We start from the raw sequence: 26,155 nt of genomic DNA, 5'->3' as shown, positions 1-26,155 counted from the left end.
GCCGCCTCCCGTTTGCGCAGGAATGGTCCCATAACAGGCCTGCTGGGCGGCAGCTTCAACCCCGCCCATGCAGGACACCGGCGGATCACCCTGTTCACGATTGCCGCGCTGGGACTGGACGAGGCGTGGTGGCTGGTCTCTCCCGGCAATCCGCTCAAGCCCAAGGCTGGCATGGCCCCGCTTTCCTCTCGTGTGCGGTCGGCTCGCGCGAAAAGCCGCAACGCCCCGATCCGCGTCACCGCAATAGAGGCGGAACTGGGTACAAGCTTCACCATCGATACGTTACGCGCCTTGAAGCGCCGCTACCCCAAACGCCGGTTCGTCTGGCTGATGGGCTCCGACAATCTGGTGCAGTTCCACCGCTGGAAGGCCTGGCGGGCTATCGCCAGGGAAATGCCCATTGCCGTTATCGCCCGCCCGGGGTATGACCGCAGCGCTATTGCGAGCCCCGCAATGGCCTGGCTGCGGAATTTCCGGTTGTCCGCAGCCGGATTGCACAACCGAAGCGAATGGAGCGCACCCGCGCTGATAGAGCTGCGTTTCGATCCCGATCCGCGTTCGGCCACCGAGATACGCCGGGCGGATCCTCACTGGGCAGGCCGGTATTCCACCGCTGCGCTTTGGGATGAAGTGACGCATTCCCCGATCATCGACAGATCCGAAGGGCGCGCGGCATGAAGCCGGGCTCCCGAAGTCCCCTCTTCGGGGTGGAACCCTGTCGCCATTCCAACCGTTCAGGAGCATGAGCCATCGCGATGATCCCAGAAAGCAATGCAGCGCCAGACGGCGCGAATGTGCAAGGGCCAGCCACCGCAGCAGCATCGACCTTTTCCATGTCTGATACCGAAAACCCAATTGTCGCCGAACCCGGTTCGCTTCACGAACTGATTCTCCAGCAGCTTGACGACGATCAGGCGCAGGAACTCGTCTCCATCCCGCTCGCGGGCAAGAGCTCGATTGCCGATCACATGATCGTCGCCTCGGGTCGTTCCACGCGGCAGGTTGCGGCTATGGCGCAGAAGCTGGCGGAAAAGATCAAGCAAGCCGGCCAATCGAGCCCGCGCATCGAAGGCCTGCCCGCTGCCGACTGGGTGCTGATCGATGCCGGCGATGTCGTCGTCCACCTGTTCCGCCCCGAAGTGCGCAGCTTCTACAATCTCGAGCGGATGTGGGGCTTCGGCGAGGACGGCATGACCCGGCAGATGGGGACGGCTTGACCAAGTCCCCCTCCCGCTGGCGGGAGGGGTTAGGGGTGGGAACGACCACACCCCACGATTCAGGCCCACCCCCGGCCCCTCCCGCCAGCGGGAGGGGAGCTTGTCGCCAACGGGACCGCTCCTCATGCTCCTCCATGTCATCGCGCGCGGGAAGATTGCCCGGTCTCCGGAGGCCGAACTGGTCGAACGCTATGCGAAGCGGATTGCGTGGCCGCTCAAGCTGACTGAGTTGCCCGAAGCGGGCGGACGCATCCCCGAACCGTTGACGCCCTACAGGACAGTGCTGCTCGACGAAAAGGGCCAGAACCTCGGCTCTGAGGACTTCGCACACATCCTCGAACGCTGGCGTGACAGCGGCGTGCGCGAATGTCGCATGGTCATCGGCGCGGCGGACGGGCACAGCCAGTCCGAGCGCGAATCCGCCGATCTGCTGCTCTCCTTCGGCAGGGCCACCTGGCCGCACCTGCTTGCCCGCGCCATGCTGATGGAGCAATTGTTCCGCACCACCAGCCTGCTTGCCGGGCACCCCTATCATCGGGCAGGATAGCGGCCATGGCGCACCGCACGCTCCTTCTCGGACTATCGGCGCTTGCCTTCGCGGCGGCCGCATTCGGGCAGCGCGCACCAGAGTTCAACGATGCAGCTGAGACGCGCGCCGCATTGAACGCCGCGCTTGCAGAACGCCGCGCTGCTGAAGCGCGCAGCGAACGGCTCGAAGCCGAAGCCGCGCAGGCCGAAGATGCTGCCGAACGGGCGGCCCGCGAAAGCGCCGCGCTCGCTGCCCGAATCCAGCAGGCCGAAGCCGGGATCGCAGCAGCCCGCGCACGGATCTCGCTGGTCACCCGCGAACGTGCCGAATTGCGCGAGACTTTGGGCCGTGAGCAGCGCCCGCTGGTCCGCCTGACTGCGGCGCTCCAGCAATTCTCCCGCCGACCGGTGGCGCTATCGGTGCTGCGACCGGGTGAAGTGCAAGATGTGGTTTACCTGCGCGCCATGCTGCACAATGCCGTGCCACAGGTGCAGGCGAATACGGCAGGATTGCGCGGCCAGATCGCCCGTGCCGCGCAACTTCGGATCGAAGCGGCGCAGACGGCAGAGGCCTTGCGCGCCGAGGAAGTGACACTGGGTGTGCGGCGCGCGGAACTGGCGGAAATCGAAAGCCGCGAAAGGCTTGCCGCGCGCGCCGCCGGGAGCGAGGCCAACCGTGAAGCCGAACGCGCACTGGCCTTATCCGAACAGGTGACCGATCTCGACGGGCTCGTCGACGAACTCGACCGCGCCGCCGCCTTGCGCCAGCGGCTGGCGGCATTGCCCGGACCGCGCCCGCGCCCTGTCGCCCCTGCTTCGGCGCGCGTGGAGGAGACTGCGCCCGCTGCAACGGCCAGCGCCGCCGCCAGCACCGCCCCTGCACCCTACATCCTGCCCGTTACGGGGCGCACGTTGGCGGGCTTCGGCGCGCCGCAGGACTCCGGGCCGAGCCAGGGGCTGACACTCGCTCCGATCGCAGGTGCTCAGGTGGTGGCCCCCGCTGCCGGACGGATCGCCTTTGCCGGGCCGTACCGGGGCTATGGCCAGATCGTGATTATCGAACACGGCGAGGGCTGGACCAGCCTGGTCACCGGCCTCGCTCGCAGCGATGTGCGGGTCGGGCTCGAAGTGGTCGGCGGTGCGCCGTTGGGCGTCGCCGGGCCTGATCGACCGAGTATTTCGCTCGAACTGCGCCGCGATGGCGAGCCGGTGAATCCCTTGCAGTTCGCCAATTAGCCGAAGTTTCGTCCACCGGCTCAAGTCCGGGGTGACGATGAAGGCAATTGTACCGCCTTTCACCTCATCTGGCGTTAAGCCCTGTCATGCGATAGACACGCCCCCGGGACATTCGGAACAGGAATCCGATTCATATGAAATTCGCCGCCACGATCCGCGCTGCTGCCCTGTGCACTGCCGTTGCCCTGCTGCCCGCCACCACGGCCGGTTTCGCGCAGGTGGAAGGCCGCGCCTCGCCCGAATTCGCGCGGCTGTTCGCCACCTACCAGCGGATCAAGGCGAGCTATGTGGAGCCGGTCGAGGACGAAGTGCTGATTCGCGGGGCGATCGACGGGATGCTCGGCGCTCTCGATCCGCATTCGGCCTACATCGACGGAGCCGCGCTGGAACGGCTCAACACCATGATCGACGGCAATTACCAGGGCCTTGGTATTTCGGTGCAGATGGAAGACGGCGCAGTGAAGGTCGTCTCGCCGTTCCGCGGCAGCCCCGCCGACCAGGCCGGGATCAAGGCAGGCGATTACATTACGCACATCAACGGCGAGCTGATATTCGGGCTGGAGATCGATCAGGCAGTCGCGCAGATGCGCGGCCCTGCGGGGAGCGACATCGAATTGACGATCTTCCGCCCCGGTCGCGAAGACGCATTCGAAGTTACGGTTACACGCGGCGTGATCGAACTGGAGCCGGTGACCTGGAGCCTGCTCGAAGGCAACATCGGTCACATTCAGGTCAACGAATTCTCCGCCGATGTCGGTGCCGACGTGCGGCAGGGGCTGGCCGAACTGGAGCAGCAGGCGAGTGGGCAGCTTGCCGGGCTGGTGCTCGACATGCGCCGCAATCCGGGAGGGTCCCTTGACGAGGCGGTGGCGCTCAGCGACCTGTTCCTCGATGAAGGCCAGATCGTATCGCAGCGCGGGCGCAATCCGCGCGATACCATCGTTTACGATTCGGAGACGGTCTATCGCGGCGATGTTGCCGAAGGACTGCCGATCATTGTGCTGATCGACGAAGGCTCGGCCTCGGCGAGCGAGATCGTCGCGGGCGCACTGCAGGATCACCGCCGCGCGCTGGTGATGGGCGAACGCAGCTTCGGCAAGGGCTCTGTCCAGACATTGCTGCCGCTTACCCGCGATTCGGCGCTCAAGCTGACCACCGCGCGCTATTACACGCCTTCGGGCCGCTCGGTGCAGGAAGGGGGCATCGCGCCCGACATCCGGGTGCCGCAATTGTCCGATCCCGACGCCGAGCGCCGCCAGCGGTTCGCTCTGCGCGAAAGCGACCTTCGCGGGCACCTGATCAACGAAATCGGGGTCGAGGACGAGGCGCTTATGCGCGACCGGCTCGACGATCCGCGCTTCCAGCTTACTTCCGCCGAACTGGAGGAAATGGGCGTGACCGATTTCCAGCTCGACTATGCAGTGCGGACGCTGCGGCGGACCGGCGGGACCGTCGTGGCGCGGCGCTGAACGCGCGAGGTCTTGCTTCGACAAATGCCGGGTGAAGGGCTAGGGAAGCCTGATGGCTGATATGCTTCCTCCTTCGGACAAGCTCGCCCAGCGGCTGGCGCTGGCGATTCCCGCGTTGTTGCTCGCCGGGGCCTACATTTCCCAATATGGCTTCGGCCTGTTTCCCTGCGAAATGTGCTGGTGGCAGCGCTACCCCCACTTTGCCGCCGTGGGGTTCGCCTTCCTCTCCACCATGGCACCACCCCGCAAGCTGTGGATCGCCATTGCTGCGGGCGGCATTTTCACTTCCGGGCTGATTGGCGGCTTCCATGCAGGGGTCGAATACGGCTGGTGGCAGGGGATCACCGGTTGCACCGGCAGCGATCCGTTTTCCTTCGAAGTGGTCCGCTGCGATCAGGCGGCGTGGACCTTGGCCGGTATTTCCCTCGCCGGGTTCAACGCGCTCTTCTCCATCGGCGGGGCAATGGCCATATGGATGCTGTTGCTGGCAAAGGAGAAAATCCGGTGAGCATGGTGAAAGACCGTTCGGAAATGATCCGCGTCGATCAGGCGGGCGAATTCGGCGCGACGCGCATCTATGCCGGGCAACTGGCGGTGATGGGTGATCGCGGGCCGCACTCGGCGGAAATTCGCGGCATGGCGGAACAGGAAGCGGTTCACCGGGCGGAATTCGACGCGCTGATGGCGCGGCGCGGAGTGCGGCCGACTGCGCTCCAGCCATTATGGAATGCCGCCGGATTTGCGCTGGGTGCAGGCACGGCGCTGCTTGGACCCGAAGCGGCGATGGCCTGCACGGCCGCTGTCGAGACCGAAATCGACCGGCACTATTCTCAGCAGCTGGACGAACTTGAACGCGATGGCGACGACCCCGAACTGGCCGAAATGATCGCCCGCTTTCGCGAAGACGAGATCGAGCACCGCGATGCGGCCTTCGCCGCCGGGGCGGAACGCGCGCCCGCCTATCCACTGCTCTCCGCCGCAATCCGGCTGGGTTGCCGCGCTGCGATCCGGATTTCGCAGAAAATCTGAAACGCAGCCCTTCATCGCGCGTTCAATTGGGGAAGCGCTGAATGCCCGAACGTGCTATTCCGAGGATCATGATGAACCACTCGCTCACCCTTGCCCCCGCCGCTGCGCTGCTTGGCGCGCTTTGGTCCATGCCAGCCGCCGCGCAGGATGATGGTGGAGACCGGGTGAACCAGGTCATCATTTTCGGCGAGGACGAATGTCCGCAGTCGGACGAGAATACCATTACGGTCTGCGCCCGGCTCGATGAGAGCGAGCGCTACCGCATCCCTCCGCGCCTGCGCCAGAGCGGCTCGCCCGAGAACGAGAGCTGGACCCGCCGGGTCGAAAGCTTCGAAGCTGTTGGCGCTTTCGGCCCGCTGAGCTGCACCCCGGCGGGTGCTGGCGGCGATCTGGGCTGTACAATGGAAATGATCGAGCAGGCCTATGCCGAGCGTGCGGCAGGCAGCGACGTGCGGATGGCCGAATTGATCGCGCAGGCTCGCGGGGAGCGACTGGCCGAGATCGACGACGATGCCGCCGCCTATCAGGCGCGGGTGGAAGAGTTGGAGCGGATCGAATTCGAACGCCGCGCCGCCGCGCAGGGTGAACTGCTGCCGGGCGAAAGCGCGGTGCCGGTGGAGATCGTCGATCCCTCGGCGATCCCCGCCACGCCCCCGGCGATTGTTACCGAGGACGACTGAGCCGCTATTCGCCGCCAGGATATCGGGTGAAAGAAGGCAGATTGTCGAGCGTTTCCATATAGCTCCGCCGATCGGCGGTCTGGATCTGCGCCTGCACCGCCACGGATTCGGGTGCATCCAGCGTGACCGACTGGATGTCGACAATCCCCGGCAGCACCTCCTCGTTGACGAAGAACAGCGGCGTGCCGCAGTTGCCGCAGAACATCCGCGTGGCTCCCGAAGGCGCGGTGTAACGCACCGGCACTCCCTGTGTTATCAGGAACCCGGTGTTCGGCATTGCGAGCCAAGCGACTACGGGGGCACCAGCCGCCATCTGGCAATCGCGGCAATGGCACAGCGCATGGTGCGCGTGCTCGCCCTCAGCCTCGTACCGTATCGCGCCGCAGCGGCATCCGCCTTCGATCATGTCCTGCTCCCCTTTACTGCGAATCAATAGGAACATATAACGAACAAAAAATCAGGTCAAAGCAATATCCGGCGCGTCTTCCTGCTTCATCCCGACGACATGATAGCCCGCATCGACATGATGTACTTCGCCCGTCACCCCGGAAGACAGTTCGGAGCAGAAGTACAGCCCCGCCCCTCCAACATCCTCGATGGTGACATTGCGCCGCAGCGGCGCGTTCAGCTCGTTCCATTTGAGGATATAGCGGAAATCGCCGATCCCGCTCGCCGCCAGCGTCTTGATCGGCCCGGCGCTGATCGCGTTGACGCGGATACCCTCCGGCCCAAGGTCGTTGGCAAGGTACTGCACGCTCGTTTCCAGCGCCGCCTTGGCCACCCCCATCACGTTGTAATGCGGCACAACTTTCTCCGCACCGTAGTAGGTGAGGGTGACGATGCTGCCACCTTCACTCATCAATGGCCGCGCGCGCTTGGCGGCGGCGACCAGCGAATAAGCGGAAATGTTCATCGTCATCAGGAAATTGTCGAGGCTGGTGTCGACATATTTCCCCCGCAATTCGTTCTTGTCCGAAAAGCCGATCGCGTGGACGAGGAAATCCAGCTTGCCCCAGCGCGCTTCGATTTCGGCAAAAGCGGTGTCCATCGCCTCCATGTCGGAAACGTCGCATTCGATCAGGAAGTCGCTGCCAACCTGCTCCGCCAGCGGGCCGACTCGCTTTTTCAGCGCTTCGCCCTGGTAGGAGAACGCCATCTCCGCGCCCGCCCAATGCAGCTTCTGCGCGATACCCCAGGCCAGCGACTTGTCGTTCGCCAATCCCATGATCAGGCCCTTCTTGCCCGCCATCAGCCCTGTCATGCGATCGTGTCCTCCTCGTCAAGTTTGGCGGCTTCCCGGCGCGCCCGGTCGTCGGCGAGGCCGATCCGGTTACGCGCTTCTTCCGGCGTTTCCGCCAGCGCCGCATTCAATTCCGCCCCGGCGACCATCCCTAATCCCACTAGCCAGAAAAAGAAAAGCGCGATCATGAATCCGGCGAGCGAACCGTAGGTCAGATCGTAGGTGAACAGGCTGCGCAGCACGGGCGGCAGCGCCACCGTCACCAGCACCCACCACACCGTCACCAGCAGCGCGCCCGGCCATTTGGGGTAGCGCTTGGTGCGATACTTGGCCGGAGTGAGCGAGACGAACAGCAGGAACAGCGAGGCATAGAGCCCGATCGCCGGGATAATGCGCGATAATTGCAGTTGACCCAACATCCGGGTCAGTTCGGGGATATAGGCAGCGATCACTTCCTGCGCCGCGCCGATCAGCACCTGTGCAATTAGCGACAGCATCAGCAGCAGCACCGCGCCGATGATGATTCCGCTGGTGAACAGCCGATATTTCCAGAACGCCTGCGTGGGCCTGGTGCCGTAGGCGCGGCGGAGAATATCGCGGATCGTTTCGATCAGGCTGCCCACGGTCCACAGACCAACCGCGCCGCCGATCCACAGCAGCCAGCCGCTGCGCGATTCGACCACGTTGCGCGCTACCGGGCCGATTACCTCGGCCACCACCGGCGGTAGCGTGAGAAGGAGCGTTGTGATCGTCGAAGCACGGTCGGCATCGGCCCAGAGCGTGGAGAACACCGCAGCAGCGAGGATGAAGAAGGGAAAGATCGCCAGCACTGACATGTAGGCCAGATTGCCCGCATGGATCATGCCGTCGTTGAAGCATCCGATGACCACTCGCTTCAGCACTTCGAAAAAGCGGGTGCCGGGGCCGACGTGCCGCGACAGGCCGGTTCGGGCGGGCGCCATGCGCGCGGCCTGTGCCCGTGCTTCGGGCGAATAGTCGGCCGGCGGCGGCCCTGAGTGCGGCTCCTCTTCGTGCAGTCCGGGGGGTGCCATAGCGGGGCCTTCTACCAGCGTATGGCGGGCTGTCGAGCGATGCGGCCTGCCAAGTCGGGATTAACGCATTGGCGCGGCGTGCGTTTCAGCCGCCCATTCCGGCACGCGGATCGCCGGCATCGCTCCAGCCTTCGAGCTTGGACGCCAGTTCGGAGATGTCCTCCGGCAGGTGGATTTCCAGCGTCACCAGTTGGTCGCCGCGCGTGCCGCCCTTCTTGCTGAAACCCTTGCCCTTGAGGCGCAAGACCTTGCCCGAACTCGATCCGGGCGCGACGGTGAGCATCACCGGACCATCGACGGTGGGCACTTTCACCTTGCCGCCGTTGACGGCCTCGGAAAGCGTGATCGGCAGGTCGAGCCGGACATCGTCGCCTTCGCGCCAGAAATGCGGGTGCGGTTGCACTTCGATGGTGACGATCCCGTCTCCCGCGCCGCCCGGCCCCTGCTGACCCTTGCCCTTCAGGCGCATCTGCGTGCCGTCCTCGACGCCTTCGGGGAGCGACAGGTCGATGGTCTTGCCGTCGGCCAGGGTGATGCGCTGCTTGGCGCGGGTTGCGGCATCGGTGAAGGGGACGCTCAACCGGTAGCGGATATCCGCGCCTTTCTGCGGTGGCGGTGGCGGGGGCTGGCGGAAACCGCCTGCCCCTGCTCCAAAGCCGCCACCGGGGCGTGCGCCACGCGCACCGGGGCCGCCGCGCCCGAACAGGCCTTCGAACAGGTCACCGATGTCGAGATCTTCGTTGCCGAAGCCCTGGAAATCGCGTTGCGAGTAACCGTTCGGCCCGCCGCCCGCGCGCTGGCCGCCGAAACCGCCAAACGGCATGGCCGGATTGCCATCGGCATCGATCTCGCCTCGGTCGAACCGCGCGCGCTTGTCCTTGTCTGAAAGCAGGTCATAGGCTTGCGTCACCTTGGAAAAACGTTCGGTAGCTGCAGGATTGTCCTTGTTGCGGTCCGGGTGCAATTCCTTGGCCAGCTTGCGATAGGCGGACTTGATGTCTGCCTCGCTTGCCGAACGGCTGACGCCGAGGGTGGAATAGGGGTCGCTCATGGTGTGTTAGCTAGGTAATGCGGAATGTTTAAGCAAGTGATGCCTTTCCTACGAGCGACCGTGGTTCTAGGGCGAAAAGCATGACACCTGCCGAACCCGACCAGACGCTCTCGGCTATTCCGGAAGTCGAAGGCTTTTCTGTCCCAGGACTGTGCTCCATGTGCTCCATAATTGCCTGCCCGCATGACTGATCCGCAGGACACCATCCCCGCCGGTGACCCCTTCGCAACCTTCGATGCGTGGTTCGCCGAGGCGCAGAGGAGCGAGCCCAACGATCCCAACGCGATGGCGCTGGCCACGGCCACGCCTGCGGGTGTGCCTTCGGTGCGGATGGTGCTGCTGAAGGGCCACGACCACCGCAGTTTCGTGTTCTACACCAATGCGCAGAGCCGCAAGGGCGAGGAAATCCGCGCCAACATGCAGGCCGCGCTTCTGTTCCACTGGAAGAGCCTGCGCCGCCAGATCCGCATCGAAGGACCGCTGGTGGAAGTAAGCACAGCCGAAGCCGACGCCTATTTCCACTCACGCCCTTTCGTCAGCCAGGTGGGATCGGCGGCCAGCGACCAGTCGCGCCCGCTCGATAGCCGTGAGACCTACATGGAGCGGGTTGAGTCGCTGCGGGCGCAGTACGAAGCAGCAGGCGAAGTCCCGCGCCCGCAGCACTGGACGGGCTTCCGCCTGATGCCCACGGCGATCGAGTTCTGGCATGACCGCGCCAATCGCCTGCACGAGCGGCGGCGTTTCACCGGTTCGGAGGACAACTGGGAAAGCACGCTGCTTTACCCATGAGCCAGTCCCGCGCCTCGCTTACCCGCTCTGCCGCGCTTGCCTCGATTGCGATGGCGCTGTTCCTTGGCGCGCTGAAAGGCTGGGCGGTGTGGCAGACTTCATCCACTGCCATGCTCGGCAGCCTTGCCGATACCTCGCTCGACTTCATCGCCAGTCTCGCCACGCTGGTCGGCGTCTCCATCGCCGCCCAGCCCGCCGATCACGAACATCGCTTCGGCCACGGCAAGGCGGAAGCGCTGGCGGCGATCTTCCAGGTGATCCTGATCGTGATCTCGGCCAGTGCGATTGCCTTTCGCGCGGTGCTGCGGCTGGTCGAAGGCGGGGAAACGGCGGCGGCAGAGCAGGGGATTGCCGTCTCGGTGATCGCCATTGTCGCCACGCTCGCGCTGGTGGCATGGCAGAAGCACGTGGTGCGCAAGACCGGCTCAATCGCCATCGGCACCGACTCGGTGCACTACCAGTCGGACCTGTTCCTCAATCTGGCGGTGATTGCGGCGCTGGTGCTCGACCAGTATCTCGGATGGTCGCAGGCCGATCCGCTGTTCGGCCTCGCCATCGCCTTCTGGCTGCTGTGGAATGCCTGGTCGGCTTCGAGCGAGGCGCTCGATCACCTGATGGACCGCCAGTGGCCGGAGGAAAAGCGCCGCGCCTTTGTCGAACGTGCTGCCACGCACCCCGAACTGGCGCGGATGCACGATCTGCGCACCCGCACCAGCGGCACGGTGGATTTCGCGCAGTTCCATGTCGATATGCCCGCCGCGATGACCGTGGGCGAAGCGCATGACATTATCGAGCGGGTCGAGGCCGACCTGATGGCGGCCTTTCCGGGCACCGACATCCTGATCCACATCGATCCCGAAGGACATGTGGACGAGCCCGGAAACCCGCTGGTCGAGGCGGACGAGTTCGGAAAGCTGGAGGACAAGCCATGACTGCGCGCAAATCCTGGCCCTATTGGCACGTCGATGCCTTCGCCACGCAGGCCTACGCGGGCAATCAGGCGGCGGTGGTGATCGTCGAGGACTGGCCGAGCGACGACACGATGCGCGCCGTGGCGGCGGAGAATATGTTCGCCGAAACCGCGTTCCTGATCGAAACTCCCGGCGGTGAGGCTGACTATGCGCTGCGCTGGTTTACGCCCACTCTCGAGGTAGCGCTGTGTGGTCATGCGACGCTGGCATCGGGGCACGCCATCTTGTCAGGCAATCCGACGCGTGAGGCGGTGACCTTTTCGACCCGCAAGGCAGGCGTGCTCGAAGTGCGGCGTGCGGACGGAAAGTACGAACTGGCGCTGCCCGCTATCCCCACCGCGCCCGCACCCTTCACCGAAGCGGTGGCGCTGCTGGGGGCCGAGCCGCTAGAGGTATGGCGTGATCCGACTGGCGGCTACAATGTGTTCCTCTATCCCGATGCCGCCGCGATTCTCGCGCTTGCGCCCGACCTGCGTGGGCTCGCAAAATTGGGCGATCAACAGTTCATCTGCACTGCTCCGGGCAATCAGACCGACGTCATCAGCCGCAACTTCGTCCCTGGCGGCGGCGTGGATGAAGACCCCTTCACTGGCTCCGCCCACGCCGTGCTGACCCCGTTCTGGGCCGCACGGCTGGGGCGGGAGAGCTACACCGCGTTCCAGGCTTCCGAACGGGGCGGATACGCCACATGTAAGCTGAGCGGCGACCGCGCGATCCTCGGCGGCGACTGCGTGACGATGGTGGAGGGGCGCTTCTATCCCGAGGGATAGAGCGCGAAAATGTCCGCAAGCTCGGCCATCAGCGCCGGCCGGTCGGCGTTCTCGGTCTTGCCCAGCCGCACCACGGTGAGTTGCTGCTCAGGGGAAACGATCACGAACTGGCCCAGATGGCCCATCAGGGCGAAGGCGCTTTCCGGCCCCTGCGCCGCGAACAGGTTGTCGCGATCGGTATCGCTGTCACGGTTGAGCCAGAGCTGGGCGCCGTAATCGGGACTCGCCGGGCTGGAGCTGCGCATGAAATCGATCCACGCGCGGGGCACCACCTGCGTCCCTTCGGCGCTTCGCCCGTCGCGCAGGAATTCGCCGAACCGCGCCCAGTCGCGCGCCGTGGCCCAGAAGCTGCTGCCGCCCACCAGCGTGCCCGCCGCGTCGTATTCGCCGACCAGCGAGGCCATGCCCAGCGGCACCGCGATCCGCGCATCGACGAAGTCCGCCATCGCCTGCTGTCGCTCCTCGGCGCCGGAGTCGGGCGCGATCAGATCGGTGGCGATGTCCGAGAGGATCACGCTGGTCGGGGTCGAGTAATCGAAATTGCTGCCCGGATCGTGCTCGAGCGGTTGCGCCTCGGCCCAGGCAGACATGTCGTCGCGCCCGTCCATGAACATCATCCGCACTTCGGCGGAGGTGTAGACCGGATCGGCCTGCTCGTCGTGGCGCAGGCCGGAGCGCATTTGCAACAGGTGCCGCAAGGTGATCTCGCCGCGCGGATCGCCGCTGCGCTGCCAGGATGCAACAGGGGCGGGATCGTCAAGCGCGAGGCGACCGTCGGCCACCATCATGCCGATGATCACTGCGGTCAGGGTCTTGGACATCGACCACCCGATGTGCCGGGTGTCCGGACCGAACCCTTCGGCATAACGTTCGGCCACCACTTCGCCGCGATACATCACCACCACCGCGCGGGTTTCGCCCAGCCCTTCGGTGGTGAACAACTCGTCTACCGCTCGCGCCAGCGCTTCGCGCGAAACGCCGGGTTCCACCACTACGGTTTCGAGCACTTCATCGGGCAGGGGCGGCAAGGGCGGCGGGCCGTCCTGCGAACAGGCGGAAATCGCCAGCGCCAGTGCCAAAATCAGTGCAGGGGCACTTGGCGGCAGGCGGAAGACACGGCTAGGGGATGGCAGGCGCGACATGGGCGCGCATCCTTTCTGTCAGGCGCAGGTGAATGGCAACCGCAAAACGGGCAAAATCGAGCTGGCTTGGCTTGCTGGTGAAACTGCTGCTGATCGTGGCGCTGGCCGCAGGGCTGGTTGTCTTCTTCTTCGGCGAGGCGCTGGCGGGATTCGGCCAGGCGGGAACGGGCTATGCCGCGAAATCGGTTTGTTCGTGCCGCCATCTGGCCGGGCGCGGGATGGAATCTTGCGAGTCGGACCTGCCGTCCAACATGTGGGCAGTGTGGTTGACCGAAGACGAGACTGCGCAGTCGGTTACGGCGACCGTCCCCCTGATTGCCAGCACAGAGGCGCGGTTCATGGACGGCCCCGGCTGCGTGCTGGAGTCGTGGGACGAGTAGCAGTCAGACCGCGGCTTCGGTCGAATCGATCCAGCCGCCGGCCACCACTTGCTCCCCCGCATAGATCACTGCGGCCTGCCCCGGCGCGACGCCGAATTCGGGATTGGCGAAGCGCAGGGTGATCGCCGCGCCGTTGCCCGGCACCCCATCAAGCGTGACCGGCACCGGCTTGGCGAGCGAGCGGACCTTGGCGGTAAGCGGCGCGTCCGGCAGCGGGCCGATGCGATTGGTCTCCACCACCCGCGCCGCGCTCACCGCAAGCAAGCGCTTCGGCCCGACGCGCACTTCGGCCCGCTCCGGGTCCAGCCCGACCACGTAAAGCGGCTCCGGCTGGCCGCCGATCTCCAGCCCGCGCCGTTGGCCGACGGTGAAATGGATGATCCCCTGATGCCGCCCCAGCTCGGCGCCGGTTTCGGCATGGACGATGGCCCCCGCGCGCGCGCTTTCGGGGCGGATCGCCTTGACGATCTTGGCATAGTCGCCGTCGGGCACGAAACAGATGTCCTGGCTGTCGGGCTTGGCTGCCACTTCCAGCCCGAAACTCTCGGCGATCGCTCGCACATCGCTCTTGGGCATGCCGCCCAGCGGAAAGCGCAGGTAGTCGAGCTGCGCTTCGGTGGTGGCGTAGAGGAAATAGGACTGGTCCCGCGCCGGATCGAGCGCGCGATGCAGTTCCGGCCCCGCCTCGCCCATTACGCGGCGTACATAATGCCCGGTGGCGAGGCAATCGGCTCCCAGTTCGCGTGCCATGCGGAACAGGTCGGTGAACTTGGGCCCCATATTGCAGCGGATGCAGGGAATCGGGGTGCGCCCTGCGAGGTATTCATCGGCAAAGGCTTCGACCACATCTTCGCGAAAGGCGCTTTCGTGATCGAACACATAGTGCGCGATGCCCAGCCGGTCCGCCACCTTGCGCGCATCGCGGATATCGTCACCCGCACAGCAGGCGCCCTTGCGTCCGGTCGCCGCGCCGTAATCGTAGAGCTGGAGCGTGATGCCGATGACTTCCGCCCCGCTCGCCGAGGCCAGCGCCGCAACGACGGAAGAGTCCACCCCGCCCGACATTGCCACCACGATCCGGCACTGCGCTGCGGCGCGCGGCAAGTCGAACAGCGCTGCGGCGTTAACCGCAATCGGCAGGTCGGGAATCGAGGCGTGGACGGCAGGCATTGCCCGTGCGCCTACACGCTCTGCGGCCCTCGCAAAACCCCGCATAAATGTAACACAAGGTTAAGCGCCGCTTTACCCGATCTTGACGCTTGGACGCTATTGCTCTTGGCATGTTCGAAGGGAAACCTCTCATTGCATCGGGCGCAAATGGCTCAGAACACGGTGATTCCGTGGGCGGGGAACTGTTCGTGCCCAACTGGAAGGATTTGACCGCCCGGCTGGCTGCCGCCCGCGAGCTTAACCGCCAGCTGGCAGTCTCGGACGAGACCGAGTTCGCCAGCTTCGATGCGCAAAGCGCGCGCAAGATCGCATGCCAACACGGACTAGCCGCAGGGAGCGGCAAACATGGCGTTAACCCTGATGATTTAGCCAATGGCAAATGGCCGGAGCCCAATGTGGGCCAGCGGATCGCGACAAGCGAACCGGCCAACCGAGGAAACACATGATCGAGAACCAGAAAATCCGTCCAGCGCAAGTTATCGGCCCTCTCGGTGAGCCGCTGACCATTGCGGATCTGCCGTCTCCAGGGACGAAGCGCTGGGTCGTGCGCCGTAAGGCTGAAGTCGTGGCGGCGGTCAACGGTGGCCTGCTGACCATTGACGAAGTGCTCGAACGCTACGGGCTGACGCTGGAGGAATTCGCCGGCTGGCAGCGCGCGGTCGATCGCTCGGGGATGCAGGGGCTGCGGGTGACGCGAATCCAGCACTACCGCGACCTTTATGAACGCCAGCTCAAGTATTGATCTGTCAGGTGGCGCTGCGGCTGAGCCGCGCCACAATCCCTTCTCCGGAAAGAATTTCGGAACGCGCGCAAGCCTGCCACGTTGTCCCATGAAGAAACCCAAATTCGGGTGAAGCACAGGAGAACAGGGTTATGGGTTGGATCATCGCAATTATCGTCGGCGGTGTCGCAGGCTGGATCGCCAGCATGGTGATGAACCGCAACGGATCGATGGGTATTTTCTGGAACATCGTCGTCGGGATTATTGGAGCGTTGATCGGCAATGCATTGCTTGCCCCACTGCTCGGATTCGGCGGCAGCATCCAGACGTTCGATCTCGGTTCTTTCGTGATCGCCATTCTGGGCGCGATTATTCTGCTGGCGATCGTCAATCTCGTCCAGCGAGGCCGGGTGCGCTAATCCGCATACGGACAATTTGATACAAAATCGTCAAAGGGGCGGAAAGTCACGGCTTTCCGCCCCTTTTGCATGTGTTGAAACGGAATTCGTCGGACCGGATCGCAGCTTCGCAGAACGTTGCATTGCACCATTGGCATGGATGCAGCTATGAGCGGGCAACCGCCATAGGACCCGGTCGCGCGCGCAGCACAGTTGTGCTACATTCTCGCGCGGCGATCCCGTAAGGGCTACGATAAGGCATATGCGCCGATGAATTATGAAACCAGACTGACCCCCAGCGATATGTCCGATCCGCTGGTGATCGAAGACGGCATCGATGGACATGTCCCGGACGATGCCAGGAGCGGCAAGGGCGGGCGTCGCCTGTGGGTGGTGATCGCCATTCTTGTGGTGGGTGCGATTATCGCCGCCTTCATGCTTTCCGGTGGCGAGGAAGAAGTGCCGTTCATGGCCACTGACAGCGAAGGAACACTCCAGGCAGTGACCGTCGCGGCTCCCGGAGCAGGAACGCTTGAAGGCACGATCAACGCTACCGGCACGCTCGCTGCGCGGCGGGAAATGCCTGTTGGCGTGGTGGGTGAGGGCGGCCGTGTAGTCTCGGTTTCAGTCGAGGCCGGCGACTGGGTCCGCGCCGGGCAAGTGCTGGCAGTGATCGACCGCTCGGTGCAGAATCAGCAGGCTAGCGCACAGGCGGCGCAGATTGAAGTGGCACAGGCCGATGCCGATCTGGCGCAGGCCAATCTGGATCGTGCGCTGCAACTGGTGGAGCGCGGCTTCATCAGCCAGGCCGATATCGACCGGCTGACCGCGACGCGCGATGCCGCCGTGGCCCGGGTGCGCGTGGCTCGCGCCCAGCTCGGCGAACGGCAGGCGCGCAATGCCCAGCTCAATATTGTTGCTCCCGCGGCGGGCCTGCTGCTCGAACGCAATGTGGAGCCGGGTCAGGTTGTCAGTCCGGGTTCGGGTACGCTGTTCTCGATCGCGCGCGGCGGCGAGATGGAACTGCTTGCCCGCGTAGGAGAGACCGAACTGGCGACCATCCCCGTGGGTGCCACCGTAACCGTCACCCCGGCAGGCAGCACACAGAACTTTACCGGCCAAGTGTGGCAGATTTCTCCGGTGATCGACACGACCAACCGCCAAGGCACGGCGCGCGTAGCCCTTCCGTATGATCCCGCGCTGCGCCCCGGTGGCTTTGCTAGTGCGCAAATCGCCAGCGGCACTGTCGTTTCGCCAATCCTGCCCGAAAGTGCGATCCTGTCCGACGACCAGGGCAGCTATGTCTACATCGTGGATGCAGAAGACAAGGTTGTGCGGCGCAATGTTGAAATCGGCATGATTCGCGAAGATGGCATTGCCATTGCCGAAGGCCTGACCGGTTCGGAGCGAGTGGTGCTGCGCGCTGGCGGATTCCTGACCGAGGGCGACACGGTCCGGCCGATGGTCGAGGAATAGACAGACCCTTACGATGAACTTCAACGAGATCTCTGCCTGGTCGATCCGCAATCCGATCATCCCCATCCTTGCTTTCCTGGGGCTGACGCTTGCGGGCGTGATGAGCTTCATGCGCATGGATGTGCAGAACAATCCGGACATCGAGTTCCCGATTGCCATCGTCAGTATCTCGCAGCCAGGGGCCGCGCCAACGGAGGTCGAAAACCAGATCACCCAGCGGGTGGAAGCGGCGGTCCAGACGCTCGAAGGAATCGAGAACATCCGTTCGACTGCATCCGAAGGCAATTCGCAGACGGTGATCGAATTCGAACTGGGCACCGATATCGATGCTGCCGTCAACGAGGTCGAAAGCGCGGTGGACCAGATCCGCAGCGAACTGCCCGACGGCATTCTCGAGCCGCGGATATTCAAGCAGCAGACCAGTTCGCGCCCGATCGTCTACTTCGCCGCCGATGCCGACGATATGACGATCGAGCAGTTGAGCTGGTTCATCGACGACACGATTACGAAACGCCTGCTGACAGTGGAAGGCCTCGCCGAAGTCAATCGCAACGGCGGGGTGGACCGGGAAATCCTGGTTATTCTCGATCCGGCGCGGATGCAGTCGCTCGGCCTTACTGCATCGCAAGTGAATGCGGCGCTTCGCCAGCTCAATATCAATGCCGCCGGAGGGCAGACAGAGATTGCCGGGGCAAGGCAATCGGTTCGCGTGCTGGGCAATGCACAATCCGCCTATGAACTCTCACAAACGCAGTTGTCGCTCAACGGGCGGTCGATCAAGCTGGCGGACATTGCCCGGGTAAGCGATTCATTCGGCGAATTGCGCTCGCTGGCAAAGTTGAACGGCGAACAGATCGTCACCTTTTCGATAACCCGCGCGCGGGGCGAATCCGACGTCACCGTTTACGATGGCGTGGTCGAAGTGCTGCAGCAGATCGAGGAAGAAAATCCCGGGGTGAAATTCACCCGCCTCTTCACCGAGGTCGACTACACGAAGGCGCAATACGAAAGCTCGCTTGCGGCGATGGTGGAAGGCGCCTTGCTGGCGGTGGTGGTGGTGTTCCTGTTCCTGCGCGATTGGCGCGCAACGATCATCGCTTCATTGGCGATCCCGCTATCGGCGATTCCTACCTTCTGGTTCCTGGAAGCCTGGTTCGGCTTCACGCTGAACACCATGTCGTTGCTGGCGCTGGGGCTGGTTGCAGGGGTGCTGGTGGACGATGCCATTGTCGAGATCGAGAATATCGTGCGCCACATGCGCATGGGCAAGAGTGCTTATCAGGCCAGCATCGATGCGGCGGACGAGATCGGACTGGCAGTGGTGGCTACCACCTTCTCGATCGTGGCGGTCTTCCTCCCGGTCGGGCTGATGTCGGGCATCACCGGTATATTCTTCAAGAATTTCGGTATCACCGTGGTCGTATCGGTGCTGATGAGCCTCGCCGTAGCGCGCATGATCACGCCGATGATCGCTGCTTATTTCCTCGAAGCAAAGGGGCAGGCTTCGCACGGCGAGGGCCGGATGATGGATCGCTACATGGCGGTGCTGCGTTGGTCGCTGGACGACAGCGCGCTGCGCCGCCGGGTAAGCGAGCTTGGCAGGGTGCCTTTCAAGTGGCAGTATGGCCTTGCCGCAACACCGCTGTTCGTCCTTATCACTGGCGCGGGAATTGTCGCCTTCGGTTATGTGATCTACCTTTGGTTCACTATCGAGTGGCTGGCCCAGAGCATGGACGCGCGATATTGGGCCGGCACGGTTTCCTTCCTGCCCGAGATTGTCGCTCAGATCATCGGCTTCGTCATCGCGGTGATCGCAATGTCCGCTGCCGTGTTCGCTGCGGGAATCGCATCGTGGATGGCGGGCGGTGGAATGCGCCTTGGGCTCACCATGCTGACCAATCTGGGTGGTGGCGATTTCCATCGCTGGTTTGACAATCGCATGGGTCGCCTGCGCGCACGCTTCCTCGATCACCGCGTGTGGATGATGGGCGTGGGCGTGGGGGCATTGGCGATGACCGTGTTCACCATGTACGTGCTGCCCAAGCAGTTCTTCCCTGAAACAGACAGCGACTTCTCGCTGTTACGCGTGGAGATGGTGCCCGGCACCACTCTTGAGCAGACCGAGGTCGTCATCGACACAATCGCGGCACGGCTGCGCGAGGAACAGGAAGTGGCGCTGGCGCTGGGGATCGTCAACGAAGGCAGCGGGCTGGTGCGACTGGTGCTGAGCCCTGACCGCGAGCGCGACAGCCTGCAGTTCGAGCGCGAGATGACGCCGATCCTGCAAGACTTTCCCGATGCGCGGATCAATTTCCAGGACCAGAGCGGCCCCGGCGGCCCCAGTGCCACCGGCAGGGCCATCTCGATCATGCTGGCCGGATCCGACCCGGAGGCGCTCAACGCCACCGCGGAAACTCTGGCGGAGCAAATGCGCGGGGTTCCCGGTGCGGTCGCGCCGCGGGTGGAGATCGATCTCCAGAGGCCCGAGCTGATCATCGAGCCGCGCATGGATCTGGCTGCCAGTCTGGGCATAACCACCAGTGCGCTGAGCCAAGCCATCCGCATCGCCACGCTTGGCGATATCGATCAGAACGCGGCACGCTTCTCGCTGTCGGACCGGCAGGTGCCGATTCGCGTGCGGATGGACGAAAGTGAGCGGAGCGACCTTTCCTCCATCCGCAATCTACCGGTTCCCACCGCGTCGGGGGGGTCCGTTCCGCTGGAACGGGTAGCGGATATCAGCTTCGGTATGGGTCCGACCTCGATCGAGCGCTATAACCAGAGCCGCCGTGTATTCGTAGGGGCAGACATTGCCGCAGGTTATGCGCGCGGAGACATTACCGCTGCGATCAACGCCCTGCCGGTAATGCGGGATCTCCCAACCGGCGTTTCCAGTCCCGCTGTCGGTTCGGACGAAGCGCAGGAAGAATTGCAGGAGAGCTTTGTTCCCGCGCTGCTCACCGGAATCCTGCTGGTGTTTGCCGTGCTGGTGCTGCTTTACCGGCGCTTCGTCTCACCCCTGGTCAACATGGGTTCGCTGTTCCTTGCCCCGCTGGGCGGGCTGCTCCTGATTATGGCGGCAGGGATGGAACTGACCTTGCCGGTATTCATCGGCATGCTGATGTTGTTTGGCATTGTCTCCAAGAACTCGATCCTCCTGATCGATTTCGCTCTGGACGAACTGGAAACGGGCAAGCCGAAGCGTGAAGCGATCATCGAAGCCGGGCATAAGCGTGCGCAGCCGATTGTTATGACCACTGTGGCGATGACGGCGGGAATGATTCCTACCGCTCTCGCGCTCAGTGCCGACGGCGCATGGCGCCAGCCCATGGGTATGGTAGTGATCGGCGGGCTGATGCTTTCCACCCTGCTCACCCTGCTGATCGTCCCGGCGGGTTTCAGCCTGGCCGACGGGATGGAAAAGCGCTTCGGGCCTTGGCTCCGCAACAGCCTGCTGACCTACAAGCCGGGGGACGAAGGACCGGCCGCAGCGCAGCCGCAACCTGCCGAATAGGCTCACCATGACCATGCGTTCCGCCGCGCCGCTGCCGCCTGACAAGGCGCGGCGGATGCGCATCGCTGCGACGCTGATGCTGGTGGCGATGGCCGCGCTGTTCCTCGGCTCGCATCAGATGCTCGGCGCGCATCCCGCGTGGGGCTATATCAACGCCTTCGCCGAAGCGGCGATGGTGGGAGGGCTGGCGGACTGGTTCGCGGTGACGGCGCTGTTCCGTCATCCGCTCGGCATCCCGATACCCCACACCGCAATCATTCCGGCCAACAAGGACCGGATCGCCGACACGATGGCGAGCTTCCTGCGCTCGAACTTCCTCACTCCGGTGGTGGTTGCGCGGAGGATGCGCGAGATGAACGTGGCGCAGGCGGCGGGCGATTTCCTTGTCGATGGCAGCGCGGGTCAGGCAGGGCGGCTGCGCGCGGGCGCCGGGCAGATGCTGGTCGAACTGCTCGAGACACTCGATCCGGACCGTCTCGGCCTGCAAGTGAAGGCCGGGCTGGCGCGGCAGGCGGAAAAGCTGGACGTCTCGCCACTGCTCGGCCGGGTGCTCGAAAGCGCGATTGCCGACAACCGCCACCGACCGCTGATCGATGGCTTCATCCGCTGGGCCGGGCTGGCGCTGGAGGACAACGAGGACATGGTCCGCAAGATGGTGCAGGCGCGTGCCAATGCGGTGATCCGCTGGACCGGGCTGGACGAGCGGCTGGCGAACACGGTGATCGACGGGCTCTACAAGCTGCTGGCCGAAATGCATGTTGATCCCGAACACCCCGTACGCGGCAAGGTGGAAGAAGGACTGGCCAGCCTCGCGCGCGACTTGCAGCACGATCCCGAAATGCGCGCCAAGGTGGAGCGGATGAAGAACGACCTGCTCGCCAATCCTGCCGTGGGCGATTGGTGGATGGGTGTTTGGGAACGGTTGCGCCGCTCGCTGATCGACATGTTGCGCAACCCGGACAAGGCGATGGCGGGGCAGATGGGCAGCAGTATTGCCGAACTCGGACAGACGCTGCGCACCGATCCGGCCTTGCAGGTTCAGGTCAACCGCTTCGCCCGCCGCACCTTGGTCGGTGTGGTGAATCGCTATGGCGACCAGATCGTAAGCCTGGTGTCCAACACCGTGAAGGGCTGGGACGCGTCCACCATCACCCTGCGCATAGAACGGGCTGTGGGGCGCGACCTGCAATTCATCCGCATCAATGGCACGCTGGTGGGCGGGCTGGTGGGCCTGACACTGCATTTCCTGACCGGAATTCTTTAGGCGCTAGCCTGCGCGGTTCATCCGGTAGACGGAGGAGATATCGTCAAGATCGGCCACCACCCGCTCCATCGCCGGGCGATTGAAGCGGAACTGGCTGGCAGTAATGCTTGTCTCCATCGCCCCGTAGAGCGTAAGCAACTGGCCGGCGAGCGGGCTGGCGCTATCCACTCCCAGACGCAGCGCGACAAGCCCACTGCGCGCCCGCGCCAAGGACTTGTTTGCGCCATCGCGGCGACCATGGCGCTCCGCCCACAGCGCTTGTGACAGTGCGCACCGGACATGATCGATACACAGCAGCACAAGATCGCTGCTGCTCGATCCTGCGACGCAGGCGTCCAGTTCGACGCGACGATAGGCTTCGGCAGGGTCGGCGAGGCGCAGCATGTCAATTGTCCGAATTGTTCCAGATCGCGATCTGGTTCTGGATGAAGCTCAGGGTCGATTGCGAAGCAGAAACGTTGCGATCCACCGAAGCAAAGTCCTTGACCATCCGCTCGCGCAGCGCGGCTTGCTGGTCGGCGATCTTCTCCAGCTTCTCATCGACGGTTTCGAGTTGGCTGTTATACCGCGCCAGCGATCCGCCGAGCGAGCCGGGGTTGGTAGTGAGCGTGAGATCGCGCGCCAGCTTGTCCACCGTGCCGAATACGCCAAAAAGGCCGGTGGTGAACATCGCGCTTGCCGCTGCGAGATTGTTTCCCAGCGTGGCCGAGAGCCGTTCATTGTCGAGCCGGAAGTTGCCCTCGCGGGTTCGTACCAGGCCGAGGTCCGCAAGCGTAGAAGGAGCGCCGTCCGCAGCGATCGGCATCACGACCTGTGTGGTGAGCGACGCAAGCGCGCGCTTCAGCGCCCGCGCCCCGGGATCGTTGCCAAGATCTCCGCCCAGCGGTGCGGCCAGTTCAGCCAACGAGGTGGCAATTTCGTTCAGCGCACCGACGAAGTCGCCCATCATCGAACTGATCTGCGCGGACTTGTCGGCAAAACCGATCGTGGTTGGCGCACCCTGATTGGTGCCGGTAAGATTGAGAACCAGCCCTTCGGGCAGGCCGGTCACCTTGTTGCTGGAACTTGCCAGGGCAACTCCGTCGAACAGCAATTGCGCATCGGCGGCCACGGCCTTGCGCTGGCCGCTATCGCTTGCAGGGCTCCAGGCGAGATAATCGAGATCGCCCGCAGCCGGAGCCCCGCCCGAGACGGATGCTCCTGTCGCCTCCATCACAAAGGCATTGGCAGCCCCCGTCTCGCCCTTGACCACCAGTTGCGCGCCGCTGGCGGTCCGCGCGACATAGGCATCGAGCCCCGCGCCCGAAGAGCGAATCTTTGCGGCAACATCGGCGAGAGTGTCGGTACCGAGCACGTCGATGGTGGCGGCGGTACTGGAGGCATCTTCAGTAAACGCAGCCCCGGCAATCGTCCCGAAGCGGATCGTCAACTGGCCTTCACCCGCCAAATCGGTAGCTGCGCTGTACGCATTGCTCGCCAGTGTCTGCGAAGCGGCGAGGCTCTGCACTTCCAGCGTGTAACTGCCCGATGCGCTGCTGCCCGAAAGCACCGAGACCTGCGCCACCCCACCGTTGGCGATGGTTGCCGAAGGCGCGAGATCGCCGTTACGAATACGGTCACCCAACGCGCTTGCGAGCTGGGTCAACTGGCTGCGCAGGGTGGAAGCGGCGGATATCTTGGCTTCCAGCGCCGTGCTGCGCGCTTCAAGCTGGCCGATCTGCGGAAGGAAGCGGGCTTCGGCGAGATCTTTGGCGAGCTGCGCCATATCAACCCCGCTGCCGCCGCCGAGCCTGCTGACAATCGATGAGGTTGTGCTGGTTTCCATGCTCTCCAGAACGGCGAAACCGGGAGACCTTTAAGCGCCTTTCACCCTCCCCTCGGCATCGAATTGCAGTTCTACCGGCACGTTGATGTGCGGTCGCTGTGGGCTTTCGCCGCGCTTTAGCGACATCACAAAGGCGAGCACGCCGGCAATCGCGCCATAGAGCTCGGCGCGCACAACCTGGTTTTCGCGGGTGGTGAAGTAGATCGAACGCGCCAGCGCCGGATATTCGAGCAGGGGCACCGCATATTCCGCCGCCAGCTCGCGCATCGCCAGCGCCTTCTCGCCGCGCCCCTTTGCCAGCACATAGGGGGCCGGGGCCACCGCCGGATCGTAAGCCATTGCCACCGCAAAATGCGTCGGGTTGGTCAGCACGAACTGCGCTTCCTTCACCGCCCGCGCCACTCCGCCGCGCGCCATGTCGCGCTGGCGCTGGCGGATCGCCGTTTTCTTTTCGGGCGATCCTTCGGCCTGCTTGTGCTCGTCGCGCATTTCTTGGCTGGTCATCTTGAGCTGGGAATTGCGGCGGAACCAGGCAATCGGCCAGTCGATCAGCGCGATCACTGCCAGTCCGGCGGCGAGCAGCAGCAGCAGGGTAGCAATGGCGTGCCAAGCGGCGCTTAACTGCCCGGTCAGTTCACCACGTCCGAGCGACAGAACGGTGAGCAGGTTCGCTTTCCCCCAGTACCATGCAATTGTACCGAGCAGCCCCAGCTTTGCCAGGCTCTTGCCCAGTTCGATCAGCCCCTGCATCCCGAACATCCGCTTCAGCCCGGTGACCGGGTTGAGCTTGGATGGCTTGGGCAGGGCATTGCCGGAAACCCAGCGCCCGTCGCCCAGCAGCAATTGCGCCGCCATGGTCGTGAGAATCACCAGCATCCCCAGTCCCAGCAGCAGTGGAAGCACGTCGAGCATGGCATCGCGCAGCATCTGGCCGGGACGGAAATCGGCGATGGTCTCGCGGTCGAACGCAAGCGATGCAGCGGCATTGCCTTCAATAGCCGCAAGCAGGCTTGGCCCCGCCAGTTTAAGCCATAATGCACCGACCAGCACCGAAATCGCCGTCGCCACTTCCTTCGAGCGCAGGACATTGCCCTTCTTGGCGGCATCCTGCTTGCGCTTTTCGGTCGGGGCAAAGGACTTTTCGCCCGATGGCTGTTCGCTCATCGCGGCGCCACTCTGTCAGGCCGTGCCACCGCGCCGACCTGTTCGATGGCGCTCCCCGCCAGCGTGAGAAATTGTTCGTTCAGCAGCGGGGTCGAGGCAATCAGCGCCACCAGTCCGGCCAAGACCCCGGCAGGCAGGCCCAATGCGAACAGGTTGAGCGACGGGGCCGAGCGGCTGATCACCCCGGTCACCATTTGCACCAGCAGCAGCACCAGTGTCACTGGCAGGGCAATGGCCAGCGCAGTGGCGAAGGCCTGCGCGGCAAAGCTCGCTACCAGCCAGCCCTGCGCGCCCACATCCCAGTCGCTTCCCGGCGGGAACAGCACGTAGCTTTCCAGCACCAGCCGCAGCCACAGCAGGTGCCCGCCAATGGCGAGGAAAATCAGCGTCAGCATGATCCCCAGCAATTGTCCGACTGCGCCCGACTGGCTGCCGCTGGCGGGATCGACCGCCGTGGCAATTGCCATGCCCATGCCGCCGGCAATTTGCTCGCCGGCTATGGAGGGAATGGCGAAGGCCAGTTGGAGCACGAAGCCGAGCGCGAAGCCGATCACCGCCTCGCCCACCAGCGCCACGAAAGTCTCGACCGCCAGCATGTCCTCAGGCACCCGTACAGGGATCCAGTTGAGCACGAACACCGCCATCGCAGCGGAGAAGATGATCCGCACCTGCACCGGCACCGCACGAATGCCGAACAGCGGCGCGGCAAGCAGCGCCGCCCCCACCCGCACCATCGTGAACAGCAGCATCCACGGATAGGGCTCCAGCCCCGCAATGCCAAGATCGAGCAAGTTCACTGGCCGGAAATCCCGGCAATGCGGGTGAAGATCTCGGTCATGAAATCGCCGATCAGGCCGACCATGCTCGCCCCGAACAGCACCAGCACAACGGCGGTGACTGCCAGCTTGGGGACGAAGGTAAGCGTCTGTTCGTTGATCGAAGTCGCGGCCTGGATTACCCCGACGACCAGGCCGACCACCAGCGCGGCAAGCAGGATCGGCGCGGCAACCAGCGTGGTGACCCAAAGCATCCGGTCCGCCAGCGCGAGCAGCGAAGCATTGTCTTCCAT

The 26,155-nt window shown here is 64.2% G+C and carries 29 protein-coding genes; 18 read left to right on the top strand and 11 right to left on the bottom strand.

Annotation, left to right across the window (positions count from 1 at the left end):
- Positions 1 to 12 precede the first annotated feature (12 nt).
- The 8 genes from JY451_06195 to JY451_06160 all read left to right on the top strand — a co-directional run bounded on the left by JY451_06195 (position 13) and on the right by JY451_06160 (position 6,159).
- On the top strand, positions 13 to 678 hold the full coding sequence (locus JY451_06195) for a nicotinate-nucleotide adenylyltransferase (GenBank protein ID QZH76138.1): 666 nt from the start codon (positions 13 to 15) through the stop codon (positions 676 to 678).
- Positions 679 to 833: 155 nt separating this feature from the next.
- Positions 834 to 1,217 (top strand): ribosome silencing factor, encoded by a 384-nt coding sequence (rsfS, locus tag JY451_06190; protein ID QZH76137.1) that lies wholly within the window; start codon positions 834 to 836, stop codon positions 1,215 to 1,217.
- 124 nt (positions 1,218 to 1,341) lie between these two features.
- Complete coding sequence (locus JY451_06185) at positions 1,342 to 1,764, top strand: 23S rRNA (pseudouridine(1915)-N(3))-methyltransferase RlmH (GenBank protein QZH76136.1); 423 nt, start codon at positions 1,342 to 1,344, stop codon at positions 1,762 to 1,764.
- Positions 1,765 to 1,769: 5 nt separating this feature from the next.
- On the top strand, positions 1,770 to 2,981 hold the full coding sequence (locus JY451_06180) for a peptidoglycan DD-metalloendopeptidase family protein (protein ID QZH76135.1): 1,212 nt from the start codon (positions 1,770 to 1,772) through the stop codon (positions 2,979 to 2,981).
- A 134-nt stretch (positions 2,982 to 3,115) separates the two neighbouring features.
- Positions 3,116 to 4,450 (top strand): S41 family peptidase, encoded by a 1,335-nt coding sequence (locus JY451_06175; GenBank protein QZH76134.1) that lies wholly within the window; start codon positions 3,116 to 3,118, stop codon positions 4,448 to 4,450.
- Positions 4,451 to 4,511: 61 nt separating this feature from the next.
- On the top strand, positions 4,512 to 4,958 hold the full coding sequence (locus tag JY451_06170; GenBank protein QZH76604.1) for a disulfide bond formation protein B: 447 nt from the start codon (positions 4,512 to 4,514) through the stop codon (positions 4,956 to 4,958).
- A 2-nt stretch (positions 4,959 to 4,960) separates the two neighbouring features.
- Positions 4,961 to 5,479: a demethoxyubiquinone hydroxylase family protein gene (locus tag JY451_06165; GenBank protein QZH76603.1), complete on the top strand. Its 519-nt coding sequence runs from the start codon at positions 4,961 to 4,963 to the stop codon at positions 5,477 to 5,479.
- 41 nt (positions 5,480 to 5,520) lie between these two features.
- On the top strand, positions 5,521 to 6,159 hold the full coding sequence (locus JY451_06160) for a hypothetical protein (GenBank protein QZH76133.1): 639 nt from the start codon (positions 5,521 to 5,523) through the stop codon (positions 6,157 to 6,159).
- Positions 6,160 to 6,163: 4 nt separating this feature from the next.
- Here JY451_06160 and JY451_06155 read toward each other — a convergent pair whose 3' ends face one another.
- The 4 genes from JY451_06155 to JY451_06140 form a co-directional block, all read right to left on the bottom strand.
- Entirely contained in the window at positions 6,164 to 6,601 is a 438-nt protein-coding gene (locus JY451_06155) for a GFA family protein (protein ID QZH76132.1), read from the bottom strand.
- A 15-nt stretch (positions 6,602 to 6,616) separates the two neighbouring features.
- Positions 6,617 to 7,420, bottom strand: a complete 804-nt coding sequence (gene fabI / locus JY451_06150) for an enoyl-ACP reductase FabI (GenBank protein QZH76131.1) — start codon at positions 7,418 to 7,420, stop codon at positions 6,617 to 6,619.
- Positions 7,417 to 8,451 carry a YihY/virulence factor BrkB family protein gene (locus tag JY451_06145; GenBank protein ID QZH76130.1) on the bottom strand — a complete coding sequence of 345 codons (1,035 nt, stop codon included), beginning with the start codon at positions 8,449 to 8,451 and terminating at the stop codon, positions 7,417 to 7,419. Before JY451_06145 ends, fabI begins: the two co-directional genes overlap by 4 nt.
- Before the next feature lie 85 nt (positions 8,452 to 8,536).
- Positions 8,537 to 9,502, bottom strand: coding sequence for a DnaJ domain-containing protein (locus tag JY451_06140; protein QZH76129.1), 966 nt, complete (start codon positions 9,500 to 9,502; stop codon positions 8,537 to 8,539).
- A 183-nt stretch (positions 9,503 to 9,685) separates the two neighbouring features.
- On the opposite strand from JY451_06140, the gene pdxH reads away from it, so the two are divergent.
- Genes pdxH through JY451_06125 form a run of 3 tightly spaced genes read left to right on the top strand, consistent with a single transcriptional unit; the run spans position 9,686 to position 12,032 of the window.
- A complete protein-coding gene (gene pdxH / locus JY451_06135) occupies positions 9,686 to 10,291 on the top strand; it encodes a pyridoxamine 5'-phosphate oxidase (protein ID QZH76128.1) in 606 nt (201 codons plus the stop codon).
- Positions 10,288 to 11,223 (top strand): cation diffusion facilitator family transporter, encoded by a 936-nt coding sequence (locus tag JY451_06130; protein ID QZH76127.1) that lies wholly within the window; start codon positions 10,288 to 10,290, stop codon positions 11,221 to 11,223. The genes pdxH and JY451_06130 overlap by 4 nt, the downstream gene beginning before the upstream one ends.
- Entirely contained in the window at positions 11,220 to 12,032 is an 813-nt protein-coding gene (locus tag JY451_06125; protein QZH76126.1) for a PhzF family phenazine biosynthesis protein, read from the top strand. The genes JY451_06130 and JY451_06125 overlap by 4 nt, the downstream gene beginning before the upstream one ends.
- On the opposite strand, the gene JY451_06120 is transcribed toward JY451_06125, so the two are convergent.
- The gene (locus tag JY451_06120; GenBank protein QZH76602.1) at positions 12,017 to 13,138 is read right to left on the bottom strand and encodes a serine hydrolase; all 1,122 of its coding nucleotides are present in this window, start codon (positions 13,136 to 13,138) and stop codon (positions 12,017 to 12,019) included. The two genes, JY451_06125 and JY451_06120, sit on opposite strands and share 16 nt — an antisense overlap.
- A 68-nt stretch (positions 13,139 to 13,206) precedes the next feature.
- On the opposite strand from JY451_06120, the gene JY451_06115 reads away from it, so the two are divergent.
- Positions 13,207 to 13,554: a hypothetical protein gene (locus JY451_06115; GenBank protein QZH76125.1), complete on the top strand. Its 348-nt coding sequence runs from the start codon at positions 13,207 to 13,209 to the stop codon at positions 13,552 to 13,554.
- Positions 13,555 to 13,557: 3 nt separating this feature from the next.
- Here JY451_06115 and mnmA read toward each other — a convergent pair whose 3' ends face one another.
- The gene (mnmA, locus tag JY451_06110) at positions 13,558 to 14,724 is read right to left on the bottom strand and encodes a tRNA 2-thiouridine(34) synthase MnmA (protein QZH76124.1); all 1,167 of its coding nucleotides are present in this window, start codon (positions 14,722 to 14,724) and stop codon (positions 13,558 to 13,560) included.
- A gap of 110 nt (positions 14,725 to 14,834) precedes the next feature.
- Between mnmA and JY451_06105 the strand changes: the two genes are divergently transcribed.
- The 6 genes from JY451_06105 (at position 14,835) to JY451_06080 (ending at position 22,097) form a co-directional block, all read left to right on the top strand.
- A complete protein-coding gene (locus JY451_06105; GenBank protein ID QZH76123.1) occupies positions 14,835 to 15,170 on the top strand; it encodes a hypothetical protein in 336 nt (111 codons plus the stop codon).
- On the top strand, positions 15,167 to 15,466 hold the full coding sequence (locus JY451_06100) for a DUF1153 domain-containing protein (GenBank protein QZH76122.1): 300 nt from the start codon (positions 15,167 to 15,169) through the stop codon (positions 15,464 to 15,466). Before JY451_06105 ends, JY451_06100 begins: the two co-directional genes overlap by 4 nt.
- 131 nt (positions 15,467 to 15,597) lie before the next feature.
- Complete coding sequence (locus JY451_06095; protein QZH76121.1) at positions 15,598 to 15,864, top strand: GlsB/YeaQ/YmgE family stress response membrane protein; 267 nt, start codon at positions 15,598 to 15,600, stop codon at positions 15,862 to 15,864.
- 282 nt (positions 15,865 to 16,146) lie between these two features.
- A complete protein-coding gene (locus JY451_06090; protein QZH76601.1) occupies positions 16,147 to 17,319 on the top strand; it encodes an efflux RND transporter periplasmic adaptor subunit in 1,173 nt (390 codons plus the stop codon).
- 13 nt (positions 17,320 to 17,332) lie between these two features.
- Positions 17,333 to 20,833, top strand: coding sequence for an efflux RND transporter permease subunit (locus tag JY451_06085; GenBank protein QZH76120.1), 3,501 nt, complete (start codon positions 17,333 to 17,335; stop codon positions 20,831 to 20,833).
- Positions 20,834 to 20,888: 55 nt separating this feature from the next.
- Positions 20,889 to 22,097 carry a DUF445 domain-containing protein gene (locus JY451_06080; protein ID QZH76600.1) on the top strand — a complete coding sequence of 403 codons (1,209 nt, stop codon included), beginning with the start codon at positions 20,889 to 20,891 and terminating at the stop codon, positions 22,095 to 22,097.
- A 3-nt stretch (positions 22,098 to 22,100) separates the two neighbouring features.
- On the opposite strand, the gene JY451_06075 is transcribed toward JY451_06080, so the two are convergent.
- From JY451_06075 to fliQ, 5 genes are read right to left on the bottom strand one after another with little or no spacing between them, the layout of a single operon-like run.
- Positions 22,101 to 22,481, bottom strand: a complete 381-nt coding sequence (locus JY451_06075; protein QZH76119.1) for a flagellar protein FliS — start codon at positions 22,479 to 22,481, stop codon at positions 22,101 to 22,103.
- 1 nt (position 22,482) lies between these two features.
- The gene (fliD, locus tag JY451_06070; protein ID QZH76118.1) at positions 22,483 to 23,922 is read right to left on the bottom strand and encodes a flagellar filament capping protein FliD; all 1,440 of its coding nucleotides are present in this window, start codon (positions 23,920 to 23,922) and stop codon (positions 22,483 to 22,485) included.
- 30 nt (positions 23,923 to 23,952) lie between these two features.
- The gene (locus tag JY451_06065) at positions 23,953 to 25,086 is read right to left on the bottom strand and encodes an EscU/YscU/HrcU family type III secretion system export apparatus switch protein (protein ID QZH76117.1); all 1,134 of its coding nucleotides are present in this window, start codon (positions 25,084 to 25,086) and stop codon (positions 23,953 to 23,955) included.
- A complete protein-coding gene (fliR, locus tag JY451_06060; GenBank protein ID QZH76116.1) occupies positions 25,083 to 25,883 on the bottom strand; it encodes a flagellar biosynthetic protein FliR in 801 nt (266 codons plus the stop codon). Before fliR ends, JY451_06065 begins: the two co-directional genes overlap by 4 nt.
- Positions 25,880 to 26,155 (bottom strand): flagellar biosynthesis protein FliQ, encoded by a 276-nt coding sequence (gene fliQ, locus JY451_06055; protein ID QZH76115.1) that lies wholly within the window; start codon positions 26,153 to 26,155, stop codon positions 25,880 to 25,882. Before fliQ ends, fliR begins: the two co-directional genes overlap by 4 nt.

The organism is Erythrobacter sp. (assembly GCA_019739335.1).
GTDB lineage: Bacteria > Pseudomonadota > Alphaproteobacteria > Sphingomonadales > Sphingomonadaceae > Alteraurantiacibacter.
The sequence above is the reverse complement of the archived record's forward strand: the minus strand, read 5'-3'. Positions and strand labels throughout refer to the sequence as shown.